Source organism: Methylotuvimicrobium sp. KM1, from assembly GCF_044788715.1.
Classification (GTDB): domain Bacteria; phylum Pseudomonadota; class Gammaproteobacteria; order Methylococcales; family Methylomonadaceae; genus Methylotuvimicrobium.
This window is the reverse complement of record NZ_CP173170.1, coordinates 4,698,365-4,722,611: the sequence shown is the minus strand read 5'-3', so window position 1 is coordinate 4,722,611 and position 24,247 is coordinate 4,698,365. Positions and strand designations below refer to the sequence as shown.

21 protein-coding genes and 1 other RNA gene are annotated in these 24,247 nt (G+C 50.1%); 16 read left to right on the top strand and 6 right to left on the bottom strand.

Annotation, left to right across the window (positions count from 1 at the left end):
• The first annotated feature begins 217 nt into the window (after nucleotides 1–217).
• The 3 genes from recD (at nucleotide 218) to ACINK7_RS20555 (ending at nucleotide 3,847) form a co-directional block, all read left to right on the top strand.
• Complete coding sequence (gene recD / locus ACINK7_RS20565; protein ID WP_404358243.1) at nucleotides 218–1,852, top strand: exodeoxyribonuclease V subunit alpha; 1,635 nt, start codon at nucleotides 218–220, stop codon at nucleotides 1,850–1,852.
• A 16-nt stretch (nucleotides 1,853–1,868) separates the two neighbouring features.
• On the top strand, nucleotides 1,869–2,000 hold the full coding sequence (locus ACINK7_RS20560) for a hypothetical protein (RefSeq protein WP_404358241.1): 132 nt from the start codon (nucleotides 1,869–1,871) through the stop codon (nucleotides 1,998–2,000).
• A 509-nt stretch (nucleotides 2,001–2,509) separates the two neighbouring features.
• On the top strand, nucleotides 2,510–3,847 hold the full coding sequence (locus ACINK7_RS20555) for a DNA recombination protein RmuC (protein WP_404358239.1): 1,338 nt from the start codon (nucleotides 2,510–2,512) through the stop codon (nucleotides 3,845–3,847).
• Nucleotides 3,848–4,243: 396 nt separating this feature from the next.
• Here the strand turns inward: ACINK7_RS20555 and ACINK7_RS20550 are convergent, their stop codons facing one another.
• Genes ACINK7_RS20550 through ACINK7_RS20540 form a run of 3 tightly spaced genes read right to left on the bottom strand, consistent with a single transcriptional unit; the run spans nucleotide 4,244 to nucleotide 7,045 of the window.
• Nucleotides 4,244–4,834, bottom strand: a complete 591-nt coding sequence (locus ACINK7_RS20550; RefSeq protein ID WP_404361490.1) for an SIS domain-containing protein — start codon at nucleotides 4,832–4,834, stop codon at nucleotides 4,244–4,246.
• A gap of 8 nt (nucleotides 4,835–4,842) precedes the next feature.
• Complete coding sequence (locus ACINK7_RS20545; protein WP_404361489.1) at nucleotides 4,843–5,205, bottom strand: YraN family protein; 363 nt, start codon at nucleotides 5,203–5,205, stop codon at nucleotides 4,843–4,845.
• A 22-nt stretch (nucleotides 5,206–5,227) separates the two neighbouring features.
• Nucleotides 5,228–7,045 carry a penicillin-binding protein activator gene (locus tag ACINK7_RS20540; protein ID WP_404358237.1) on the bottom strand — a complete coding sequence of 606 codons (1,818 nt, stop codon included), beginning with the start codon at nucleotides 7,043–7,045 and terminating at the stop codon, nucleotides 5,228–5,230.
• Nucleotides 7,046–7,152: 107 nt separating this feature from the next.
• Here ACINK7_RS20540 and rsmI point away from each other — a divergent pair, with 107 nt between their 5' ends.
• Nucleotides 7,153–8,013 (top strand): 16S rRNA (cytidine(1402)-2'-O)-methyltransferase, encoded by an 861-nt coding sequence (gene rsmI / locus ACINK7_RS20535; protein WP_404358235.1) that lies wholly within the window; start codon nucleotides 7,153–7,155, stop codon nucleotides 8,011–8,013.
• Between the two features lie 93 nt (nucleotides 8,014–8,106).
• Here the strand turns inward: rsmI and tnpC are convergent, their stop codons facing one another.
• From tnpC to tnpA, 3 genes are all read right to left on the bottom strand, one after another.
• Nucleotides 8,107–9,720, bottom strand: coding sequence for an IS66 family transposase (gene tnpC, locus ACINK7_RS20530; RefSeq protein WP_404355494.1), 1,614 nt, complete (start codon nucleotides 9,718–9,720; stop codon nucleotides 8,107–8,109).
• Nucleotides 9,721–9,805: 85 nt separating this feature from the next.
• On the bottom strand, nucleotides 9,806–10,156 hold the full coding sequence (gene tnpB, locus ACINK7_RS20525; RefSeq protein WP_404355496.1) for an IS66 family insertion sequence element accessory protein TnpB: 351 nt from the start codon (nucleotides 10,154–10,156) through the stop codon (nucleotides 9,806–9,808).
• The gene (tnpA, locus tag ACINK7_RS20520) at nucleotides 10,144–10,437 is read right to left on the bottom strand and encodes an IS66 family insertion sequence element accessory protein TnpA (protein ID WP_404355498.1); all 294 of its coding nucleotides are present in this window, start codon (nucleotides 10,435–10,437) and stop codon (nucleotides 10,144–10,146) included. Before tnpA ends, tnpB begins: the two co-directional genes overlap by 13 nt.
• 182 nt (nucleotides 10,438–10,619) lie before the next feature.
• Here tnpA and rnpB point away from each other — a divergent pair.
• From rnpB to murC, 12 genes are all read left to right on the top strand, one after another.
• Nucleotides 10,620–10,976: RNase P RNA component class A (gene rnpB, locus ACINK7_RS20515), an RNA gene on the top strand.
• Between the two features lie 764 nt (nucleotides 10,977–11,740).
• On the top strand, nucleotides 11,741–12,208 hold the full coding sequence (gene mraZ, locus ACINK7_RS20510; protein ID WP_404358233.1) for a division/cell wall cluster transcriptional repressor MraZ: 468 nt from the start codon (nucleotides 11,741–11,743) through the stop codon (nucleotides 12,206–12,208).
• Between the two features lie 115 nt (nucleotides 12,209–12,323).
• Nucleotides 12,324–13,250 carry a 16S rRNA (cytosine(1402)-N(4))-methyltransferase RsmH gene (rsmH, locus tag ACINK7_RS20505; protein WP_404358231.1) on the top strand — a complete coding sequence of 309 codons (927 nt, stop codon included), beginning with the start codon at nucleotides 12,324–12,326 and terminating at the stop codon, nucleotides 13,248–13,250.
• Nucleotides 13,247–13,525: a cell division protein FtsL gene (gene ftsL, locus ACINK7_RS20500; protein ID WP_404358229.1), complete on the top strand. Its 279-nt coding sequence runs from the start codon at nucleotides 13,247–13,249 to the stop codon at nucleotides 13,523–13,525. Before rsmH ends, ftsL begins: the two co-directional genes overlap by 4 nt.
• The gene (locus ACINK7_RS20495) at nucleotides 13,526–15,265 is read left to right on the top strand and encodes a peptidoglycan D,D-transpeptidase FtsI family protein (protein ID WP_404358227.1); all 1,740 of its coding nucleotides are present in this window, start codon (nucleotides 13,526–13,528) and stop codon (nucleotides 15,263–15,265) included.
• Nucleotides 15,262–16,728: a UDP-N-acetylmuramoyl-L-alanyl-D-glutamate--2,6-diaminopimelate ligase gene (locus tag ACINK7_RS20490; RefSeq protein ID WP_404358225.1), complete on the top strand. Its 1,467-nt coding sequence runs from the start codon at nucleotides 15,262–15,264 to the stop codon at nucleotides 16,726–16,728. Before ACINK7_RS20495 ends, ACINK7_RS20490 begins: the two co-directional genes overlap by 4 nt.
• Nucleotides 16,725–18,086, top strand: a complete 1,362-nt coding sequence (gene murF / locus ACINK7_RS20485; RefSeq protein ID WP_404358223.1) for a UDP-N-acetylmuramoyl-tripeptide--D-alanyl-D-alanine ligase — start codon at nucleotides 16,725–16,727, stop codon at nucleotides 18,084–18,086. The genes ACINK7_RS20490 and murF overlap by 4 nt, the downstream gene beginning before the upstream one ends.
• A gap of 1 nt (nucleotide 18,087) precedes the next feature.
• Complete coding sequence (gene mraY, locus ACINK7_RS20480; protein ID WP_404358221.1) at nucleotides 18,088–19,170, top strand: phospho-N-acetylmuramoyl-pentapeptide-transferase; 1,083 nt, start codon at nucleotides 18,088–18,090, stop codon at nucleotides 19,168–19,170.
• A complete protein-coding gene (murD, locus tag ACINK7_RS20475; protein WP_404358219.1) occupies nucleotides 19,167–20,543 on the top strand; it encodes a UDP-N-acetylmuramoyl-L-alanine--D-glutamate ligase in 1,377 nt (458 codons plus the stop codon). The genes mraY and murD overlap by 4 nt, the downstream gene beginning before the upstream one ends.
• Nucleotides 20,540–21,718 carry a putative lipid II flippase FtsW gene (gene ftsW / locus ACINK7_RS20470; protein ID WP_404358217.1) on the top strand — a complete coding sequence of 393 codons (1,179 nt, stop codon included), beginning with the start codon at nucleotides 20,540–20,542 and terminating at the stop codon, nucleotides 21,716–21,718. Before murD ends, ftsW begins: the two co-directional genes overlap by 4 nt.
• Nucleotides 21,700–22,755, top strand: a complete 1,056-nt coding sequence (gene murG / locus ACINK7_RS20465) for an undecaprenyldiphospho-muramoylpentapeptide beta-N-acetylglucosaminyltransferase (protein ID WP_404358215.1) — start codon at nucleotides 21,700–21,702, stop codon at nucleotides 22,753–22,755. The genes ftsW and murG overlap by 19 nt, the downstream gene beginning before the upstream one ends.
• Nucleotides 22,752–24,191, top strand: a complete 1,440-nt coding sequence (gene murC, locus ACINK7_RS20460; RefSeq protein ID WP_404358213.1) for a UDP-N-acetylmuramate--L-alanine ligase — start codon at nucleotides 22,752–22,754, stop codon at nucleotides 24,189–24,191. The genes murG and murC overlap by 4 nt, the downstream gene beginning before the upstream one ends.
• Nucleotides 24,192–24,247 lie beyond the last annotated feature (56 nt).

The following is a 24,247-nucleotide window of genomic DNA, read 5'->3' as shown; positions in this document are numbered from 1 at the left end:
TAAAGCCTTATTATTTAACAACAAAATGATTTTACCCTTGGGAATATTAAGCTAAACTTAAGTCGTAGAACTCAAAATCAATATTCGGGTACATATCTCCATGTTAAAAGCTATTGAGACACTGCCTTATAAGGGCTCCCTCTATTTCTCTCGTGATGTTTTAAAGCGTCCTATTGGCTTCATTTTCCGGCAACAAGCGCCGAAATTTATCTGACAAATGAAAGAAGAATCTACTTTTACCCGCCTCGATATGGCTTTTTCTCGTTTTTTGAGCCGCCGTAGCGCCTTGACCGGTGCCGAGCAAGATAATTTCGAAAAACTGATCGCTCGTCTTTCCTTCGAGCAAAATCAAGGGCATAGTTGTATTCGTATCGATGCCAAAGCCCGTGAGGCAGTCTTGGCTTCAGGTCTGGCTTCGACGACCGATACCGCGCCGTTAATAGTTGAAGACGACCGACTTTATCTTCAGCGTTATTGGGCCTATGAAAAAAACTTGGTCAACCGGATCGGCGCAATGACCCGCGTCAATGTCTCCCCTGTTGACGCCGAAGCCTTATTGGACCGCTACTTCCCGTTCGCCATTGCGGAAATCGACTGGCAGCGTGAAGCAGCAAAAACCGCGCTTAATCGAACGTTCTGCATAATTACCGGCGGTCCCGGGACCGGTAAAACAACGACTATCGTTAAGATTCTGGCTTTGCTGCAGGAATTGGCACAACGCCCGTTATTCATCGCCCTTGCAGCACCGACCGGAAAAGCCGCAATGCGCCTGCAGGAATCGATAGGTAACAGCAAGAGTGCCTTGCCTTGCTCGGAAGCTGTCAAACAATCTCTTCCCGAATCGGTCACGACCCTGCATCGCCTGCTAGGTTCTCGTCCGCCTTCGCCTTATTTCCGGCATAACGCCGAAAAACCCCTGCCTTTCGATTTGGTCGTAGTCGATGAAGCTTCGATGGTCGATTTAGCGTTGATGAGTAAATTGGTCGATGCACTCAAACCCAGTGCCCGGTTGATCTTGCTCGGCGATAAGGATCAATTGGCATCGGTCGAATCGGGCGCGGTATTGGCAGACTTGACTGCAGCGTTGCCGGATCATACTGTCGAACTAAAAAAAGCGCACCGATTTGATGTGACGATCAAAAACCTGGCCGAAGCGGTCAATTTGCAGCACCCTGAAGCCGCTTGGTCGGCATTGCAGGCCGCTAATGAAAACATCGGCTTATTGAATCAAGATGCGATCGCCTATATTGCCGGTCATCGGCTCGATTATTTACGCGCGATCGAGAATTCAAATGATATCGAGCAAATTTTTAATGTCTTTAAGCGATTTCAAGTGCTCTGTGCGAATCGGGCCGGAAAATATAGCGTCGCCGATATTAATAGCCAAGTTGAACGCCGATTAGCTTCAACGGGTCATATCAACCCTATCGGGACTTGGTATCATGGACGTCCGGTCATGATTACGCAAAACGATGCCTCGCTGCAACTATATAACGGCGATATCGGCCTGTGTCTGAAAGACGCCGAGCAAAACGGTAAATTGATGGTGTTTTTCCAAAGTCCCGACGGTAGCATCAAAAAATGCTTGCCGGCTCGATTGCCGCATTGCGAAACCGTATATGCAATGACGATCCATAAAAGCCAGGGTTCGGAATTCGACGAAATTCTTATTGCTCTTCCGGATAAACATAATCCGGTGTTGACCAAAGAATTGCTTTATACCGCGATTACTCGCGCCCGGAAATCGGTCAAAATACTGTCCGATCAAAAGGTTTTCAACGAAACCGTGCTGCGTAAAATCGAACGTTTCGGTGGCTTGGCGCAAAAGCTAACGACCACGGCCGACTTATGAAGCTAGGATGACGCTGATGTGCCGGATAATTTTGGGCGCCAAAGTCTTCTTTTATCGTAACGATCATGAAGAAGCCGTCATCGCCCCGGCAAATGAAAGCTCGAGGCGTGGTGGAGAATGCGGTCACTCGCCCGACAGGACGCCGTGAATACGTCCATGTAGGCTCGACGGCGGCTTTCCCTGCCGCCGACGCCTGTCGATCGAGCAACCGTACCCTCCTCGGTACCGGCATTTGTACAGCAGTCTTTTGCATATCGAAAAATTAGATAAGGAGTCCGAATTCATGAACTTTCACAGTAACGATTCACTTATAAAGAAGAATTAAGAGATACTGTTTAAACTAAGCCCACCTTAACCCCTCTTTTCAAAGAAAAAGCCCGTCTACCAATTTGGCTTTAACATAGGGAGATGAACAATGATCCCTTTATAGGTGTTAATCAGTGTTATCAGCGTGCTACTCCCTTTATGCTCAAAAAATGGCTAACTTTATGAAGGTATGGGGGTGTGGCTAGCGAGGATGTCGGCAGCAGGGATTGCTGCCGTCAAGCCCCCATGGATGGGTTTACGGCGGTCCTCGATAGACATATCCCATACCTTTTTTCTTAGACGGTTTTTCGATCAAAAGGGAGTATTTTCTTTGACTCTTGAATAAGCCTAATGGAATTACTAAACCAAATACCCGGACCGGTTATGTTATTGATCGGATTTCTCGCCGGCATTGTATCGGTGCTGCTATTCAACCTTAGAGAGAAAAAAAACAATCAGCAAATGCTAACTCGCCTAGCCGTCGCGGAGGAAAAACTTAAAATTCTCGATGCTAAGGAGAGAGAATGCGATCATTTACAGCAACAGTTACTCAGAACCAAAACCGCAAACGCCGACCTGCATGCCCGGCTCGAAGAACAAGGTAAAAGCGCTTCGGAAAAACTGCTATTACTGCAGCAAGCTGAGCAACAACTCAAAACCCAATTCGAAAATCTGGCCGCCAAAATTTTCGAGGAGCGCGGCAAGCAATTCGCCGAACATAATAAAACCGCGCTCGATCATATTGTTGCCCCACTTCGGCAGCAGCTCGGAGATTTCAAGACTCGCATCGAGAATATTTACGACAACGAAACCAAAGACCGCATTTCTCTTCGCCAGGAAATCATCTCGCTACGTCGCGATACCGAAAAAATGAATCAGGAAGCATTGAATTTGACCCGTGCGCTCAAAGGCAGCAAGAAAACACAGGGCAATTGGGGAGAAATGATTCTGGAAAAAGTTTTGGAGCAATCCGGTTTGCGCAAAGGCGTCGAATACGAGACCCAAGGCGCGTTCAGAGATCATGATAATCGCTTGTTCAAGCCCGATGTGATTGTTCGTTTGCCGGAAAATAAGGATGTCGTGATCGACTCGAAAGTATCGCTCTTGGCGTATGAAAAATATTGTTCGACCGAGGACGACCAAGAGCGTGAAGCGGCGCTCAAGGCCCATGTACAAGCAGTGCGCGAACACATTAAAGGCTTGAGCGGTAAAGACTATTCCGACTTAAAGGGCCTGCGTTCTCTCGATTTCGTGCTGTTGTTTATGCCGATCGAAGCGGCATTCATGGCTGCATTTCAGGCCGATGAAAAGCTGTTCAATGATGCCTTCGAACACAAAATCGTCGTAGTCACGCCGACCACGTTGCTGGCTACGCTACGCACCGTCGACAATATTTGGCGCTATGAACGCCAAAATGAAAACGCGCGCGCGATCGCCGACAAAGCCGGAGCGCTGTACGATAAAATTAGGGGGTTTGTCGAAGACTTCGAAAAGCTCGGCAGACAACTTGCAACAGTCGGGCAAACATACGACGGCATCATGAATAAATTGACGACTGGAAACGGCAACCTGATTCGGCAGGCCGGTAGCTTCGTCGATCTCGGTGTAAAAGTGAAAAAGGAATTTCCGAAGTCGATTGCCGACCGAGCAGGCATAGAACAGGTAGATGAGTCAAATGTATCAAACTAGACTTTGTGTGCGGTAAGGATTTGGTTATAAATAACGACGTCCCTATTTCATGAAGGGTTCGATTGCTCGATTGGCAGGTGTCGGCGGCAGGGATAGCCGCCGTCGAGCCTGCTAGGACGTATTCACGGCGTCCTGTCGGGCGAGTGATCGCACCCTCCCTGGCCGAATTTTCATTTGTTGGGGCGATGGCGGGGTCTTCATGAGCGTTAGTTTGAAAAGAATGAAACTTTAGCGTTAAATCTAAAATCGGCAGTTTAACCATGAAGCACATGAAGGATTTCAAGAAAAAACTTAAACATTCTCATTAGCCTATTCGGTGAGCGAAAGTTCTATGCAAACCTACAGCAAGTTATTGAATTAACTTCTTATTATTCATAGTGAAACGCTTTTTCTAGGTTAAAGGCTTCCGAATATTTGTTGGTCGATCAGATCGCATAAGCAGTGGCTAATCAATAAATGCGTTTCTTGGATCCGGATATCGTTACTGGAGGGGACTCGGATCTCAATGTCCGAGGTATTTAAAATCGGTGCCAGCATACCGCCATCATGTCCGGTCAATGCGATCACCGATATATTTTTGTCGTGCGCGGCCGTAACCGATTTAAGGATGTTGGCAGGATTGCCATTGCTGGAGAAGACCAGCAAGATATCTTCGCTTTGGCCAAGGGCCTTGACTTGTTTGGCGAAAATGTCGTCGAAATGGTAGTCTGCGGCAATCGAGGTAATAACGGCAGTATCGGCAGTCAATGCAATCGCCGGTAAGGCCGGGCGTTCGCGTTCCAATCGGTTCAGCATCGCGGCCGAAAACTGTCCGGCATTTGCGGCACAAGCGCCGTTACCGCAGACAAGGATTTTGTTGTCGTTTAATATCGCCGTAACTAGTTTTTGTGAGGCGAATTCGATCGTTTCGCCGAGACCGGTCAAAGTCTCTTGTAGAGTTTGTAGGCTTTCGTTGAAATGCAGGGTAATTCGTTCTTGTAACATGATGGAAGTAGTCAAGTTAAAAAGGCGTTTTTTATCCAATCGATAGTAGCATCGCCGGAAACGGCAACGACGTCGAAGCGTATCGGACAAGGCGACGGGTGTCGTGATAAATAGAACCGTGTGGCGGCAATGATGCGCGATTGTTTTCGCGGGGTAACGCTTTCCAAAGCACTGCCGTAACGGTTGGATTTACGGTAGCGGACTTCGATAATTACCAGTGTTTCTCTGTCTTTCATGATCAAATCCAATTCTCCCAAGCGGCAGCGAAAATTACGAGCCACCGGTTTCAGTCCTTGCTCAATAAGAAAGCGGTGAACTTTTTCCTCGGCAGATTCGCCGCTGACCAGGTGTTTGGCTTTGAATGGATTTAACAAATGCTGTCCTTGATGAAGTCTGTTAATACGAGTCGTCGTTCGGAACTGCGATGCTTTGGTATCCGTCATTGGCGCTTTGAACAAAGCCGATGACTTTAGGAACTCCTTGATTGAATTTGGCGCAAACCAGATTTCTTTTGATTCGGCCGTCCCTTGTCAGCAGCAAGTTGCCTGTCGCGCCATGATATTGAACGGTGCTCAGTTTACCAAGATGCGGGACCAGATTGTAGGCGTCGATACCCATAGCCATCAAACGTAAATAAACGCTGGGGAATTGTTGCCAAGTGCTGCGTAAGGCATTGATACTTAATTCGCCTTGGTAAACATTGTCGAATAGCCAGGGAATGTCGCAAAACGTGATCGTGTTTAAATCCATGTCCAGCCGAGGGTTAGGCAGGCCGCTATAGATATGCGGCGTGGCATAAACCGGAAGGTGTTGGGCATGAAAAAAGCGCAATTGCGGATTGATTGAACGCGCCGCCGTTTCATAGGCATTCAGAAAAATGACATCGGCATCGCGTCGGATTCTCGGGACGAAAACGGCCGTTGGTAAGAATTGTCTGATTTTTTGATAGCGCTGATTGCTTTCATCTAAATTCAATAGCTTTTTAATCGGTTCGGAAAAGTCAGTCTGATTGGCTTGATACGTTTGAGTTTCCAGCAGGTTTGCGTCGGCTTTGTTCCAGAAATCCCGGATGTATTCGCCGATCCTCAATCCTTGCTCGGTATCGGGTATCAATAACAAGGCGTTTTGTCGGCCTTCGAACCAGGCAAGACTGGCGATTTGCTCGGCGTCGTCAATAGGGCTAAGTCCGAATTGGTAAAGGTTGGCTTTGTTTATTTCCGGAACATGGTTTAATGCAAGCACCGGAACGCTCAAATCAGATGATGCAGCTAGGCTTTCAATTTCGGTTTTGCTGAGCGGGCCGATGACCATTTCCGCGCCTTCGGCGATAGCCTGATGATAAAGTACCGGTAGTGTGCTTTGACCGCTGTCGTAAAAACGAAGACCGGGCTTGGTTTCATTTCGATCCTGGTAATAGGCGGCCATGATGCCTTCGCGAATCGCTTTCCCGGCGCGTCCGATAGGGCCGGTTTCGGGTAAAAATACGGCGATTTTACCCGGTTGCTTAAAGGCATGCGCCGATTGCGCCAGGTAATCATGCAGAAATGCCGAGTCAGCGGGGTGATGAGGATAGTTCTGCCGCCATTGATCCAGCGCGGTATCCAGCAGAGCGCGATTATGCTGATTGGTTTTGAGTAATTGCGCTAACGCCATCCATCCGGATAAAGCATTGGTGCTTTCGCTGCTTGTTTGTTCCAGCGTCGCTAGGGGTAGCAAGCTTAAGGTCTCAAGAATTGCGGCATGATTGGCCGGTTGTTGAGCGGGCGGCAGCAAATGGCTCAATTCGACTCTCGAAGCAGCGCTTTTTTTCAGTTCGCCGGTTAATGAATAAGCAAAGGCGCTGGATTGATGAAATTTGATTTGATCGGACCGCGACAGTTGCAGCGGTTTGACTAGATTTAGCCTGGCACTCGCTTGTTCCGCATTGCCGAAGCTGAGGTCGATCTGCGCATAATAGAGATTAAGCTGGTTGCGTTGCAACAACGTAAGATTATTCGGGTTGATTGCGTCGGCATAGTTTTTAGCCGTATCGCTATCGCCGGATTGGATTAACGATTCGATCGTAAACAAGCGTAATTGGTCTTGAAACTCGGATTGCTCGTCGGCGATGCGTCGATAAAGTTGCGCGGCTTTGGCGGGTTGGCCTTGGTCCATGAAGGCTTTAGCCGTTTGAGCGTCTGCCGGGAAAGCCGGTTCACGGTCTTGAGGGGGCATGCACCCTGCGAGAAAAGTGCAAAGTAGCAAGAATGGCGAATGAAAATGGCGACTCATAGATGGGTATACCTTTAAAATAGTTCGGTTTAATCAGATGAGAGAATCCAATGTCTAATCAATGCGGCAAATTATACGTGGTTGCCACGCCGATAGGTAATTTAGCGGATTTTAGTTTCCGGGCTGTCGACGTGCTAAAGGAAGTCGATTTGATTGCCGCTGAAGATACTCGACATGTCAGAATGCTATTACAGCATTACGGTATTGCCAACCGCTTAGTCTCATTGCATCAGCACAACGAAGAAACGGCTTCGGTTGGATTGCTCGATAAAATTCGTGGTGGGCTCGATATTGCGCTGGTCTCGGATGCCGGTACACCACTGTTGAGCGATCCCGGCATGCCTTTGGTGCGCATGGCCAAAGATGCCGGAATCGAGGTTTTGCCGATTCCGGGGGCTTGCGCTTTAATTGCCGCCTTGTCCGCTGCAGGTTTGCCTGTGAGCCGTTTTATTTTCGAAGGTTTCTTACCTCGGACATCGTCCGCACGTAAAACATTTTTTAAGGAGCGGTTGAATTGCGAATCGACATGGGTTTTCTATGAGTCCAGTCATCGAATTTTAGAGGCATTGAAGGATATGTCGCAAATATTGCCGGCGGGCAGGCAGTTGGTAATTGCGAGGGAAATCACAAAATTACACGAAACAATCGTCAAGCGGCGTTTGGATGAGATGCTGGAATTAGTCGAAAGCGACGAAAACATGCGCAAAGGCGAATTCGTCGTGATTGTCGAAGGCGCTGTCATTGACAAAAATAATCAAGAATTGAGTGCTGAGCATTTATCGGTATTAAAGATTCTTTTAAACGAGTGTTCTGTTAAGACCGCCGCGGCCTTGGCTGCAGAAATCACCGGGGCCCGGAAGAAGGTGTTGTATCAGGCGGCTTTGGAGATGATGGGCGAAGCGAAAGGTTAAAGAGGAAAGAGGAAAGAGGAATTTAGGGCTTGACACCTAATTGAAATGTAAGCGTCCAGCCGAGCCACCTATTCGTACTCAACTGAGCATGATTTAATCCAGATGGTCGAAAGGCAACAGCTCGTCGATCCGGCTATTGGGCCAGGTAGGGAGTTTTTCCAGGGTTTCATTTAACCAAGCGGCGGGATCGAGGCCATTGAGTTTGGCAGTGCCGAGCAGGGTTTGGATGACGGCGGCCCGTTGACCGGCACGCTCGGATCCGGCGAACAGCCAGTTTTTTTTGCCCAGGGCAATGGGCCGGATGGCGTTTTCTACCGGGTTGTTGTCTATGGGTAAATCGCCAGTTTCGGCATATCGTGTCAGGGCTGGCCAGCGTTTTAACGCGTGATCGATGGCTTTGGCGGTCGCGGTATTCGGTGCGGTGCGCAACCGGGTTTGGTGCAGCCAGTCGTGTAAGTCCGTGAGTGCCGGCAGGCTTTTTTCGGCCCGAAGGGTTTGGCGCTCTCGGGATGTCAGTTCCCGCGCGTCGGCTTCTACCACATATAAGACCGCGATACGATTTAACGCCTCCTGCGCGATCGGGCTCTGATTGGCCTGATACAGATCGAAGAATTTTCGGCGCACATGCGCCCAGCACGCCAATTCGACACACGGTTCGAGTAGGCAAGATGATTCGGGATGCGCACGCGCCGTCGCAAACAGGGCTTTGTAGCCACTGTAGTCATCGACCAGCAGGTGACCGTGCCAGCCTTGTAGAAATTGCTGCGCATGCCGGCCACTCCGGCCGGCTTGGTAGTCGAAGACGAGGATCTTGGGGCCGGGTTGCAAATCGTTGCTGCGATAAGCCCATAAATAGGCTTTCTTGGTTTTGCCGTTGCCGGGATCCAGTTGCGAAACCGGGGTTTCGTCGGCATGCAAGCTATCGCGATGCAATAAGTGCCAGGTTAAACGATCGGCCAAGGGCTCCAGGGCGACGCCGAGGCGTCCGACCCAATCGGCCAGTGTCGAGCGGGACAAGATCACACCGCTACGGGCGGCGATCTGTTCCAATCGGTACAACGGCAAGTGATCGAGGAATTTGCCGATCAGCACCCAGGTCAGCAAGCCGACTGCCGCCATACCGCCGTCGATCACGGCTGGAGGAATCGGCGCCGCCGTGACGGTTTCACAGGCTCGGCAGGCATATTGCGGGCGGATATGACGATGGACAAAGAATTTAGCCGGCTCGACGTCCAGTTGTTCGGTGACGTCTTCGCCGATCTTGACCAAGTCCTTGCCGCACTGACCGCAAGTGCAGGATTCGGGGTCGTGACGGTGCTCGATGCGGGGCAAATGATCCGGTAAGGGCTGGCGGCCGGCGCGCGGACGTTTGGGGCGAACCACAGTATCACACGCCGGGCCGTCTTGAAGCTGCTCGACCTCGGCTTCGATAGCGGCAATGTCGGCATCGAGAGTTTCCTCGAACACGTCGCGTTGCAGTGGTGCCAGCGCTTCGCTCTTGGTGCTGAAGCGGATACGCTTGTAGTAGGCCAATTCGTAGGTCAGGGCGCCGATTTTGAGGTCTTTAGCCTGGATGTCAGCTTCTTTAGCCTCAATGGTTTTGGCGTCCTGAGCAGCTTGATCAAGAAGCGCCTGCAGCAACGCCGCGACATGGTTTTTCGCGGCGGGCTCCAGGTTCAATTGATCGAGTTCGGCCAGTGGATTCATGGGGCTTATTATACCCTATCAAGCCCTCTGAAGCACTTGATTCAACTGGGTTTCTACGAATTTTTACGTGTTTTTTTCAGGCCTTTTAGACTTGCCAATCGGCTGACGATGACGCCGATAAGCGCTGCCAATCGACCCCGGCAATCAACCATTGCCACTGCGCCTGACTCAGGGCAAATACGGTTTCGGAGGCCTTGGGCCAGGTAAACGAGCCTCGATGCAGACGGCGTTGACACAACCAAACGCCATTGCCGTCCCACAGCAACACTTTCAAACGATTACCGGCGCGATTGCGAAAAATAAACGCTGCCCCGGCGCATGGCGCATGTCCTAAGCGCTGTTGGACAATCGCCGACAAGCCATCGATGCCCCGCCTCATATCGACCGGCTCGACCGCCAGCCAGATTTGCGCCGGACTCTCAATCAAACCAGACATTGCAGCAACTCCCCGAGCCAATGCGGCGATACACTGACCGGCAGCTCTAAAACGTGGCCTTGCGGCCAACGTAACGACAACGAACCCGAGACCGCCGGCTCCGGTTGCAGCCGGACCGGTATCAATGTCGGCGCATCGGCGTCAACCGCTTGCCGAGCCAATCGGCACCAGCGGCCAAAGGTTTTGACGTTCAAACCCGTCTGACGGCAATACGCTGATTTCGTCAATCCGCTGGCTTGCCAGGCTTCGATGTGATGTTTCTGTTTGTCCGATAATGCCATGTGCTCTCCTCGTGGAAAAATCCTGAGGATAACAGTGGCTGCGAGGGATTTTTAGATGGTGGCGTTGGACGCTTACATTGAAATGCCTCATCATTTCACTGCTCACTGCTCACTGCTCACTGCTCACTGCTCACTGCAAATTAATTTTCCGTCAAGTATTAATTCACGTATAATTTCCGCCGAGAGTCGGCCGGACAGTCGCTGTTTTGCCTTAGGGTAGAAGAGAGGAAAGTCCGGGCTCCATTGGGCAGAGTGCCAGGTAATGCCTGGGAGGCGCGAGTCTACGGAAAGTGCCACAGAAAATATACCGCCCAGCCCCTCATCGAGGGGCTGGGTAAGGGTGAAATGGTGCGGTAAGAGCGCACCGCGCGACTGGCAACAGGCGTGGCAGGGCAAACCCCACTCGGAGCAAGATCAAATAGGGGGACAGACGCGTGGCCCGCGCGGTTCCCGGGTAGATCGCTCGAGCCGTAAGGTGACTTGCGGCCTAGATGAATGACTGTTCGCGACAGAACCCGGCTTACAGGCCGACTCTTTTCTCATTTCCGAGTTTTTGCGTCTGTGCAAATAATAACGACACATTCCCCCTAAATCCGATCGCCGTATAAAGTCTCAAGAGCGATGGGTGCTTCAGATAATCTCAGTCCTTAGCGGCATTACCGTTTTCAAAATCCATATAGTGCTCTTCTTTCTCAGTGCGACAAAAAACCTATTTTCATGCCTTTAATATTGTAAACCAGGTTCAGGGCTATTTGTTGCCGATTAAGTTTTACGGTGGTAGCAAGTTCTTTCAGCAATTCCCAGTTTGAGCATTCTCACTGGATTTAGGGTGTGGGGTATCCCTGTCGAGGAACGCCGTGAACCGATCCATGGGGGCTTGACGGTAGCTCGAACGCCAAGGATGGCGTGAATGCAGATTTTGCATGGAGCAAAAGCCCTGCTGCCGACATCCTCGCCAAGCATACTCCACACCCTGTTTGATCCCCAAATTGGGAATTGCTGAAGTTCTTTGCAGTATTTGTCGGATTGGATTTGCTTAATCCTAAGATGGTTCTGATTCGACACCTTATTATTTGGTAATAGTTTTGTTTAGCATTATGAATTAACTTTCTGATAAGGCGGATAAATTATTTTTCCGGCTGTGCCCTCTTCAAAGCGTTTTGTTCTGTTTTCATAAGTCATTGTCTTGTCGAAAATAATTAAATTCAAATCGATCTTGACTAAGGTCAGATTGAAATCTATAGTGAACAAAAGTGGTGTAAAGTGGAAAAAAAGGGAATTTTTTGGCGAGCCGGGGCTTATCTTGTTAAGAGGTATCAATCCAATCAATCTTGACGCGAAAGGGCGTTTTGCAATTCCGACTAAATACCGGGAGGAGTTGATGGAAAGTTGCGATCGCCAATTGATTGTCACGGTTGCGGTCAATGAGCATTGCGTCGGAGAGAACGGCTGTTTGTGGCTCTATCCATTGCCGGAGTGGGATAAAGTCGAGCAAGCCATTCTTAAGAAGCCGACCTTGAATAAAATGTTGACGAAGCTCAAGAGATTCTTAATCGGAAACGCGACAGAATGTGAAATGGATGCGCAAGGCCGGGTATTGTTACCGGAAAAATTGAGAACCTTTGCCGGCATGGACAAGAAAATTATGTTAGTCGGGCAATTGAACAAATTCGAAATATGGAATGAGGAGGCTTGGAATGCCAAGGAAGCCGAATGGATGAATAGCGACGATACCGAAGGTCTCGAAGAACTAGGTTCTTTGTCTTTTTAACCCAGCCTTAATAATTTGTAGTGACTGTGGATTATGGCATTGAATATGATCATTAAATTTTAATTCCTTTTCCTCGCCAAATGTTAGGGCGGGGTTAATACGGGAGATTTATTAAATGGAGCATTTGCCCGTATTGTTTTCGGAAGCGTTACAGGCGCTTGCCATTAAAGCAGATGGCATTTATATCGATTGTACGTTTGGGCGTGGCGGACACAGCCGGGGGATTTTAAATCGGTTAGGTCCTTCCGGCCGATTACTCGCCTTAGACCGGGATGCCGATGCGATTCAATCGGAATGGGCGCGAGAAATAGCGAGCGATAAGCGTTTTAGCCTGCATCATGCATGCTTTTCGTCATTACAAGCTATCGCCGAACAGGAAAATGTGCAAGGGCGGGTGGATGGCCTGCTAATGGACTTAGGCGTCTCGTCGCCGCAATTGGATACCCCCGAACGGGGGTTTAGTTTTTTATATGACGGCCCTTTAGATATGCGTATGGATCATCGCTCGGGTTTGTCTGCAGCACAATGGTTGGCCGAAGTCGATGAGCGCGATTTGGTTCAAGTGTTATTCGAATTCGGCGAAGAGCGTTTTGCACGTCGAATTGCCCGCGCCATTGTCGAACAACGCCGGGAGCAACCGCTATCGACGACGCGGCAACTTGCCGAGCTAATTGTAAACAGTGTGCCTGTTAGAGAAAAGCATAAACACCCTGCAACCCGGACTTTTCAAGCAATTCGGATTGCGGTCAATCGAGAGCTCGAAGAATTGAAAAGTGGATTGGAACAGGCGGTCGATGTATTGAAACCCGGAGGACGCCTGGTTGTGATCTCGTTTCATTCATTGGAGGATCGAGTCGCCAAACGCTTTATCCGCGCTGAGTCGGGTGCTAAGCACGATCCAGGCAGATTGCCGATTATGGAATCTGAGATAAAGAAGGGCATTTTGCGCAAAGTCGGCAAGGCGATTAAAGCCGGTGTAGACGAGGTGGCGAAAAATCCACGAGCAAGAAGCGCAATCATGCGCGTGGCGGAGCGGTTGTGACGGAAAACAGGAGTGCTATTTTATCCTTGGCAAGTTTATTGCCTCTATTAGTGGTGTCTGCACTGGGGGTCATTTACAGCAAGTATCAGTCGCGATTGCTGTTTGTCGAAATACAGCAACAAGAACGCGAGCTGGATCGATACGAAGTGGAGTGGGGGCAATTACAGTTGGAGTTGACGACATTAGCGGAAGAAAATCGAGTCGAACAAATTGCTCGGGATAAGCTAAAACTGGTCATGCCGGAACGAGACAAAATTATTTATTTGAAACCTTAAATGCACGGTTTTTCAACGCGTAAAAAAAAGGGGGAGCCGGAAACGGACTTTACCGTCAGACGTAAAGTGTTACTGGTTTTTATGCTTGGAGCGATGGGCTTGCTGGCTGTTCGGGCCTTCGATCTGCAAGTATTGAGAAAGCAATTTCTCAAACAGCAGGGCGACATGCGCCATGTCAGTGCGGTATCGGTGTCTGCTTATCGAGGTATGATACTGGATCGAAACGGCGAGCCATTGGCGATCAGCACGCCAGTTCAATCGATTTGGGTCAATCCGAAAGAACTCGCGGGTGCTGAACCGGCTGCAATCGGGCAAATGGAAAAGCTTCTCGATTTGCCTGATAAGAAAATTAAAAACTTGATCGTGCCAGGTACTAAGCGGCGATTTGCTTATGTTAAACGGCGCATCAATCCGCATTTGGCTGCGCAAGTAAAAGCATTAGATGTCCCCGGTGTTTATTTCGAGCGGGAATTTAAACGCTATTATCCGGCGGGCCCGGTATCGGCACATTTGGTAGGTTTTACGAATGTCGATGATGTCGGTCAAGAAGGTATTGAGCTTGCCTATGACTCAGTACTGAGAGGGACGGCCGGGAGCAAGCGGGTTATTCGCGACGGCAAAAGGCAAATTATCGGTGATGTCGAGGCGATCTCCGCACCGGTCGATGGGCGGAATGTGCAGTTAAGTATCGACGAGCGCATTCAATATTTGGCTTATCGAGAATTGCAGTCGGCAGTACTAGAGCACCGCGCGAAAGCAGCGGCATTGGTTATCTTAGACGCAAAAACCGGCGAGGTGCTGGCCGATGCCAACCATCCTGCGTTCAATCCAAATACCCGAACGCACCTTAAAGGCAATGCTTTTAGGAATCGAGCGATTACCGATGTTTTCGAACCGGGGTCAACGGTCAAGCCCTTTGTTATCGCTGCGGCGCTCGACGGCGGTTACATCAAGCCTGACTTAAAAATCGAAACGAATGGAATATACCGAATTGGCCGAAATGTCGTCAGGGACGTGCATAACTACGGCACGCTCGATTTAACGCATGTCTTGAAAAAATCAAGCAATGTTGCAACCAGCATTGTCGCACTGGAGATGCCTCCGGACTATTTTTGGGGCATTTACAATCAATTGGGATTCGGCAACGCGGCGGGTATCGGTTTCCCAGGAGAAGCAAGTGGTAGCGTACTGGATTACCAACGCTGGAATCAATTCGCACAGGCGACCATATCGTTCGGCTATGGCTTGAATGCTTCGGTGTTGCAGTTGGCAAGGGCTTATACGGCATTAGCCGATAACGGCGTGCTGCATTCGGTGAGCTTGTTGAAGCGCGATCGGGACCCCGAAGCCAAGCGCGTGTTTTCCGAGAAAACGGCCCAATTGATTAGAACCATGCTGGAGCAAGTCGTGTTGAAAGACGGTACTGCCTATCAAGCTAGGGTCGATGGCTATCGAGTCGCAGGCAAAACCGGAACGGCTAAAAAAGCCGGTGAGGGCGGCTATAAAGAAAAAAAATATTTATCGATTTTTGTCGGTATGGCACCGGCTAGCGATCCGCGCGTCGTGATCGCGGTGATGGTGGATGAACCCTCGGCTGGTGCTTATTACGGAGGTGCGGTGGCAGGTCCCATATTTTCCAAGGTAATGGCCGGTGCGCTGAGAATACTCGATGTCGCGCCGGACCAAGAAGAAACCATGCCGGTTTTGATCAGCAAAAGCCCGGATCTCGTAGCGCAATGAAATTAGCAGACCTGCTCTCGGGAAATGCACGGACCGGAGCGGATATCACCGTTCAAGGGTTATCTCTGAATAGTCGCAATATTAAACCGGGCGACGTGTTCATCGCCGTGCAAGGCGCTAGGCAGCATGGCTTAACGCATGTTCGCCAAGCTCTCGAACTCGGGGCAAGTGCAGTGTTCTATGAGCCTCGTGGGGCGAGCGAATGGTTAGACGTTGATCATCGTGACGTGCCATTCATCGCGGTCGAAGATCTGAATATGAAGTTGGGAGAGATCGCAAGCCGATTCTACGGCGATCCGTCCGGTCGATTGCATGTGATTGGCATAACCGGCACTAACGGAAAAACTTCGTGCAGCCAGTTTTTAGCTCAAGCCTTGGATCGATGCGGGATTATCGGTACCTTAGGTTGGGGAATTTGGGGGCGCTTACACCAAACGATCAATACGACCCCGGATGCATTGGCGATTCAATGCATGCTGGCGAATTTGGTCGACGACCGACTGGCGGCGGTTGCGATGGAAGTTTCTTCGCATGGCTTAGAGCAGGGACGAGTGAACGGTATCCGTTTTCAAGGGGTCGTTTATACGAATATCAGTCGCGATCATTTGGATTATCACGGCTCGATGGAGCGGTATGTTCAAGCCAAATTAAAGTTGTTGGCAATGCCTGGTGTGAAGTTTGCCGTGATCAATTTGGATGATGCCTACAGTCAGCAAGTGCTGGCAGCGGTTCCCGACGGTGTGCTCGTATGGGCCGGCAGTCTCCGAGGCAAAACCTTACCCTATGGCGAATCGGTTCTCGGCGATTCGCTTCGTCAGACATTATTAGGAATCGAGCTTAACTTGAGCTGGCGGGATCGACAAAAAAAAGTTTGTATCCCTTTATTTGGTGAATTCAACGCGGAAAATGCGTTGACGGTTTTTACCACTTTATTGGCTTCCGGCATGGGTTTTGACGAAGCGGCTATCAAAATCGAAAGCTTACAAGCGATCCCAGGGCGCATGGAGCGTTATGGCGGCGACGATGAGCCATGGGTTTTTGTCGACTATGCGCATACGCCGGATGCTCTTGAAAAAGTATTAAAGGGACTTCGTAAGCAATGCGAAAAAAAATTGACGATCGTATTCGGCTGCGGCGGCGATCGGGATGAGGGCAAGCGGTCGCAAATGGGCAGTATTGCACAACAGTGGGCTGACCGGGTTATTTTGACAGATGACAACCCGCGCGGAGAAGCCCCGGAAATGATTGTCGAAGCCATTATGGAGGGCTGTCGGTCGGGCGGCGTTTCCGTCATTCATGACAGGGCGCTGGCGATACAAACAGCGATTAGCGAGACCGGCTCCGGCGATTGTGTGTTGATCGCGGGTAAAGGTCATGAAGAATATCAAGAAGTGAAAGGCCGAAAGATACCTTTTAGCGATAGTGAGACTGTAATAAAAGCACTGAGGTTAGCCAGGCAATGAAATTAATGTTGAGCGAAATCGCGAATTGTGTCGGTGGAGTTCTGTTCGGCGAGGATCAGGTCGTTACGGGAGTCAGTATTGACACGCGCACCATCGAACAGGGCAGTCTCTATTGCGCGATCAAAGGCGAGCGATTCGATGGCAATGATTTTGCCGGCAATGCCGAGCAGGCCGGAGCGGCTGCGGCGATCCTAAGCCGTAAGGTTGAGGTGGCGATGCCGATTGTCTTAGTGCACGATACCCGCCTGGCTTTGGCTGAATTGGCTGGTTTTTGGCGGAACAGACAATCCGCGCGTGTGGTCGGCATTACCGGCAGCAATGGCAAAACCACGGTCAAAGAAATGACCGCCGCGATATTGGGGGGGCAAGGTCCTGTTCTTTATACCCAAGGCAACTTGAACAATGACATCGGTGTGCCGTTGACCTTAATGAGGATGAGCGCAGAGCATCGCTATGCGGTGATCGAAATGGGCGCGAATCATGCCGGTGAAATTGCCTATACCAGTCGATATGCCAAGCCGCATGTGACGATTATTTGCAATGTCGGTCCCGCACATTTAGAAGGCTTCGGCAGTGTCGACGGCATCGCTCGAGCGAAGGGCGAAATTATTGGCTCTCTCGGATCGGATGGGACGGCCGTGCTGAACCATGACGATACTTATTTCGATTATTGGCTGGAGTTGGCAGGAACACGCAAGGTATTGTCGTTCGGGTTAAAGCCAGGCGCCGATATTCGTGCCGAAAACATCATAACGCGTATCGAAAACGGCGAATTTGCGACAGCTTTCGAATGGGTTCATGGTTCGGTGCGTTATCCGATGCGGCTCAAATTGGCCGGCCGGCATAATGTACTGAATGCCTTGGCCGCAGGTGCCGCCGCTACCGCATTGGGTTTTGAGCCGATGACGATCAAACAAGGACTGGAAAAGGTGCATCCGGTTACCGGGCGTTTACAGCCGCTGGTCGGGCGTCAGGGCAATATCGTGATCGATGATACCTACAACGCTAACTCGGCATCGCTAAAGGCGGGGCTCGATGTGTTGATCGAATGCGGCGGTGAGCCTTGGGTGGTTTTGGGGGCCTTTGGCGAACTGGGACCCGAAAGCGCAGAAATACACCGCGAAATGGGCGAAGACATGAAAGCGATTGGCGTAAAAAGGCTGTTCGCGACCGGATCCGACGCTCGGAATACCGTGCAGTCTTTTGGTGAAGGAGGCATTTTTTACGAAACACAAGATGAATTGACAGAAGCTTTGAAGCGCGAAATGAACGGTCATGAAACCTTACTGGTTAAAGGGTCGAGGACCCAGCGCATGGAACGTGTGGTCGGAGCCATCGTAGAGAATTACAGGAAATAGCATGTTACTTTATTTAACCGAATATTTGATGACGCTCGATAGCGCGTTTCGGGTTTTTCAATATTTGACGATGCGGGCCATTTTGGGTGCGCTCACCGCGTTGATTATCTCGCTGGTGATCGGGCCGTTCATGATCAAAAAATTGACCAGAAGAAAAATCGGTCAATGTGTGCGCACGGATGGGCCTAAAACGCATTTCGACAAAGCTGGAACGCCGACGATGGGCGGTGCATTAATACTAGTTGCGGTCGGCATTAGTACCTTGTTATGGAGTAATCTCGACAACCGTTATGTCTGGGTGATTTTTATCGTTACGATGGGCTTCGGCATCATCGGTTTTGTCGACGATTATAAAAAAGTCATGCTGGGTAATAGCGACGGGTTGTCGGCCAAGGCCAAATATTTTTGGCAATCGCTAATCGGAATGAGTGCAGCCGTCTACTTGTTTGTCACAGCAAGCGCACCGGCAGAGACTCAATTCATCGTGCCTTTTTTCAAAGATGTCGGTATCGAAATGGGGTGGCTATATATTGTCATGACTTATTTTGTCATCGTCGGAAGCAGCAATGCGGTGAATTTGACCGATGGCTTGGATGGCTTGGCGATTATGCCGACTATCATGGTGGCGGCAGGACTTGGGATATTCGCCTATTTGTCGGGCCATGTCGAGTTTGCGAAATATTTGGCGATCCCGTTTTTACCGAATTCGGGCGAATTGATCGTGTTTTGCGCTGCGTTAATCGGCGCCGGGCTAGGTTTTTTGTGGTTCAACACCTATCCTGCCATGGTGTTCATGGGCGATGTCGGCGCTCTGTCGCTTGGCGCGGCGCTGGGTGTTTTGGCGGTCCTCGTTAGACAGGAAATTGTTTTGGTGATTATGGGCGGCGTATTCGTGATGGAAACCCTGTCGGTGATTATACAAGTCGCGTCATTCAAAATGACCGGTAAACGCGTGTTTCGCATGGCGCCGATTCATCATCACTTTGAATTGAAAGGTTGGCCGGAGCCGCGCGTTATCGTCAGGTTTTGGATCATTACCTTTATTTTAGTACTAATCGGTTTGTCGACTTTGAAGTTGAGATGACGATGAATGCAGTCAATACAGCCTCGGCTTTAGCCGAAAAGTTTGGTCTGGATTCGACCAATTCTAGAGCCCTGGTAGTCGGAGCCGGCGAAACGGGGTTCTCGGTAGCTCGTTTCTTAGATACACAAGGGATACGCTTTGCCATCGTCGACAGCCGGGCAAAGCCGCCGCTGCTCGACAAGCTATTGGAAAACCTGCCCGATGCGGCGGTATTTACCGGCGGTTTCGATGCCGATGCTTTTAAAGTTGCGACTCATTTGATTGTCAGTCCCGGCGTTTCTCTTAGTGAGGATTCGATCGTCAAGGCGCATGCGCAAGGCGCTAAAATCATCGGCGATATCGATTTGTTGGCGGCTTGTGTTGCGGCTCCGATCGTTGCGATTACCGGATCGAACGGTAAAAGTACCGTTACGACCATGCTCGGTGCAATGGCAAAGGAAAGCGGAAAAAAAGCGGCCGTCGGAGGCAACTTGGGTACGCCGGCGTTGGACTTATTGGCACCGGATATCGAACTTTATATTTTGGAATTATCCAGTTTTCAATTGGAACGTACCGAGATACTGAATGCTTCTGCAGCGACAGTGTTGAATATATCGCCGGATCATCTGGACCGATATAGCAATGTTGCTGAATATGCTCGGGAAAAACAAAAAATATTTCGGGGCACCGGGGCAATGGTTTTGAACGCCGACGACCCCTTGGTTATCGATATGGCAGTGCCGGGTCGGAAAATGTCGACTTTTGCGATTAATAGCGAGGCGGAGTTTCATTTGTCTTGGGATGGCCATAAAGGATTTTTGATGCGGAATGACAAGCGTTTGATGACGCTGGACGAGTTGCCGCTTGAAGGACTGCATAATGCCGCGAACGCATTGGCGGCAATAGCGTTGGGTGCGGCGATCGGTTTGGACGAACAGTCGATGTGCAAAGCATTAAAAAAATTTAAAGGTTTAGATCATCGCATGCAGCGAGTTGCCGTTAAAAACGGTATCACTTGGGTCAACGATTCAAAGGCAACGAATATCGGTGCCTGCGTTGCGGCATTAGAAGGTTATACCCGGCAGGTGATTTTGATAGCAGGTGGCGATGCAAAGGGCGCGGACATGAACGAATTAGTCCCGGCGATCAAGCGCCAAGCAAAAAGCGTGATTCTAATGGGCAAGGACGGGCCTTTAATCGAGCAAGCATTGAATAATAGCGTGCCCATTTATAAAGCTGAAAATGTCGCCCGGGCGGTAAAAATTGCTGCCGAAATTGCCGATGAAGGCGATACCGTATTGCTTTCTCCGGCTTGCGCGAGTCTCGATCAATATAAAAGCTATAAAGAACGCGGCGAAAAATTTGCGACTTCAGTTATGGAGCTAAAAGCATGAGCCTTCAGATAGCGCCAATTAAAGCCGGCCGGTTTTATTTCGACCCGTTATTGCTTGCGGTAATTACGGGATTATTGCTTATTGGTTATGTAATGGTGTCGTCTTCTTCGTTGCACTTGGGTGCGAAACTGGACAACAACAGCTTACTCTATCCGATCAAACAGATGATCCATATTGGACTGGGTTTGATGTTGGCGGCCGGCGTTTTTACCGTGCCGCTCAGCAAATGGGAGCAATGGGGGCCGAATTTATTCGTATTCGGTCTCGGTTTGTTGGTATTGGTATTGATACCTGGGCTTGGCGTCAGGGTCAATGGTGCGGTTCGTTGGTTATCGGTAGGTGGTTTCCGTATTCAGGTTTCGGAAGTCGTAAAATTGATTTCGGTCATTTATATGGCGAGTTATGTCACGCGTTACGAGGGCTCGGTTAGAAATTCTTCGTTCGGATTACTTAAGCCATTGTTTTTGTTCACGGTTGCATGCGTATTGTTGCTGATGGAGCCCGATTTCGGCTCGGCAGTCGTGATTCTAATTATTGCCTTGGGCGTGATGTTTTTGGCCGGTGCCCGCTTATGGCAATTCGGCATCTTATTGGCCTCAGTTTTAGCGATGGCCGCGATGCTGGTGATTGTTTCGCCCTATCGTCTACGTCGGGTGATCAGTTTTTTGGATCCTTGGGCTGACCCGCAGGACACCGGTTTTCAATTGGTTCAGGCGTTGATATCGTTTGGGCGGGGCGAGTGGTTCGGCGTAGGACTCGGCAGCGGAATTCAAAAATTGTTTTATTTGCCCGAGGCGCATACCGATTTTTTGTTTTCGGTGATTGCCGAGGAATTGGGTTTGTTAGGTGTCGTCACGGTCATTGTACTGTTCGCACTTTTGGTTTGGCGCGCTATTGACATAGGCGCCAAAGCCGAAGCGGTCGGTAATAAATTTGGAGCTTTCATTGCCTACGGTACCGGGATTTGGTTCGGCTTTCAGTCGTTCATCAATATGGGTGTCAACATGGGAATGTTGCCGACTAAAGGCTTGACTTTGCCGCTGATGAGTTACGGAGGCGGCAGCATGATCGTGATGTGTTGTGCGGTGGCAATATTGTGTCGAGTCAATAGCGAAGTCCAGGAAATGACAGCAAGTCAGCCTAAAAGGAGGCCGGTTTGGGCTCGCGTATCTTAATTATGGCAGGCGGAACCGGCGGGCATGTGTTTCCGGCACTGGCGGTAGCCAATTATCTTGTCGAACAAGGCTGGCAAATGAGTTGGCTCGGGACAAAAAACGGCTTGGAAAGCCGCGTCGTTCCGGCGCACAAGATTGATATCGATTGGTTGTCGGTGGCGGGTGTTCGCGGTAAAGGGTTATTTTCGAAAATCAAGGCCGTATTCTTGTTGATCAAAGCATGCGGACAAGCGTGGCGGATTTTGCGTCGCCGCAAGCCGGATGTCGTTTTAGGAATGGGCGGCTTTGTCGCGGGACCGGGAGGGTTAATGGCCAAATTAATGGGCATTCCTCTGGTGATTCACGAACAAAATCGAGTGCCGGGTACGACTAACCGCTTATTGGCAAGATGGGCTAACCGAGTACTGGAAGCTTTTCCTGGAAGTTTCGATAAAAAAATAAATGCACTATGGAGCGGCAATCCGCTGCGTAAAGAATTAATCGGGATTCCTGAAAAAAAAGCGCGTCAGCCCGGAGATGCGCTCAGGTTGCTGGTCATCGGCGGTAGTCAGGGGGCGCAGGTGCTGAATCAAGTTGTTCCGGATGCGGTTGCGGCCGTGAGCGGATTGAACGTCAGGCATCAAACAGGCGAAATCATGCGTACTCAAGTCGAACAGCGTTACCAAGAATTAGGTGTCGATGCGGAAGTGTCCGCATTCATCGAAGATATGGCAGAGGCATACCGATGGGCCGATATCGCGGTGTGCCGAGCCGGGGCGATGACGATTAGCGAATTGGCTGCAGCCGGTATTCCGGCGGTATTGATTCCATTACCGCACGCAATTGACGACCATCAAAACGCGAATGCGCGCTATTTAGCCGATGTCGGAGCGGCCATGATCCTACCGCAGATAGATTTATCGCCCGAAACATTGGCTGAGCGAATTAAGGACGTGATCGAACGTTTAGCTGAAATGAGCAAGAAAACAAGAGCCTGTGCCAAGTTAGATGCGACAGCGGCTGTGGCATTGTGTTGTCAAGCGGAGTCCGGACGATGAATCTTCCGAAAGTCAAAATGCCCACCAAGGCCTTAGGTAACATTGATCGCATTCATTTCGTCGGTATTGGCGGTACCGGTATGAGTGGAATTGCCGAAGTTTTATCGAATTTAGGTTACCAAGTTTCAGGATCAGATCTTAAGGAAAGCGCTGTTACCAAAAGATTGGTTGAACTAGGTGTTAGCGTCACTATCGGACATCGCCGAGAGAATATTAGCGATGCCGATGTGGTTGTTGTTTCGTCGGCAGTCGACCGCAGTAATGCGGAAGTCGACGAAGCCGTTATCAAGCGAATCCCGGTTATTCCGCGCGCCGAAATGCTTGCCGAATTAATGCGGTTCCGTTTCGGCATTGCCGTCGCCGGAACGCATGGAAAGACGACGACGACCAGTTTGATCGCGAGCATTCTAGCCGAAGCCGGCCTGGATCCGACTTTCGTGATTGGCGGACGGTTGAACAGCGCAGGTGCGAATGCCAAGCTCGGACAAGGGCATTATTTAGTTGCCGAAGCCGATGAAAGCGATGCGTCGTTTTTATTTTTACAGCCGATGATGGCGGTCGTGACCAATATCGATCAAGATCATATGGCGACCTATCAAGGCAGCTATAGCAATCTAAAAGATACTTTCATCAAGTTCATTCATCAATTGCCGTTTTACGGGTTGGCGGTGATATGTATCGATGATGAAGGTGTTCGAGAAGTGTTGTCGCAGATGTCCAAACCCTTCAAGACATACGGGGTTGATAAACAAGCCGATATTCGGGCCGTAGAGATCGTTCAAGACGGTATGTTTACCACGTTTACGGTATTACGTGTCGGAGGCTACGAACCGCTGAAGGTAACTTTGAATATGCCGGGCTGGCATAACATGCTTAATGCATTGGCAGCGATTGCGATCGCGACGGCTTTGGATGTCGAAGACGAAGCCATTGTCAAAAGTCTTCAAGCATTTAAAGGCGTCGGAAGGCGGTTTCAAATACATGGCGATTTGCCGATCGATAAGGGCAGATTAACGATGGTCGATGATTACGGGCATCATCCCCGCGAAATTGCCGCGACGCTGGAGGCTTTGCGGCAGGCATGGCCGAATCGGCGGGAAGTCATTGTTTTTCAGCCACATCGCTATACACGTACTCGGGATTTGTTCGAGGATTTTGTACAGGTGCTGTCGAGTGTCGACGTCTTGATTTTGCTTGATGTTTACTCGGCCGGAGAATCCCCGATTACCGGTGCCGACGGGCGGGCCTTGAGTCGCGCGATCAGGGTTAGAGGGCAGGTTGATCCGGTTTTCGTCGAAGACTTGGAAGAGCTACCGGAAATTTTGGCCGGCATTTTACAAGCTGGCGACGTATTGCTGACAATGGGGGCAGGCAATGTCGGACAAATTGCTGCCGATTTGCCGGAGCAATTGGCGGCAGCGCTGGAACATCGTTGATCGTAGACCCCGTGATGAAAACAGGTGGCCAAGATATGATGAAAAACGCAATCATT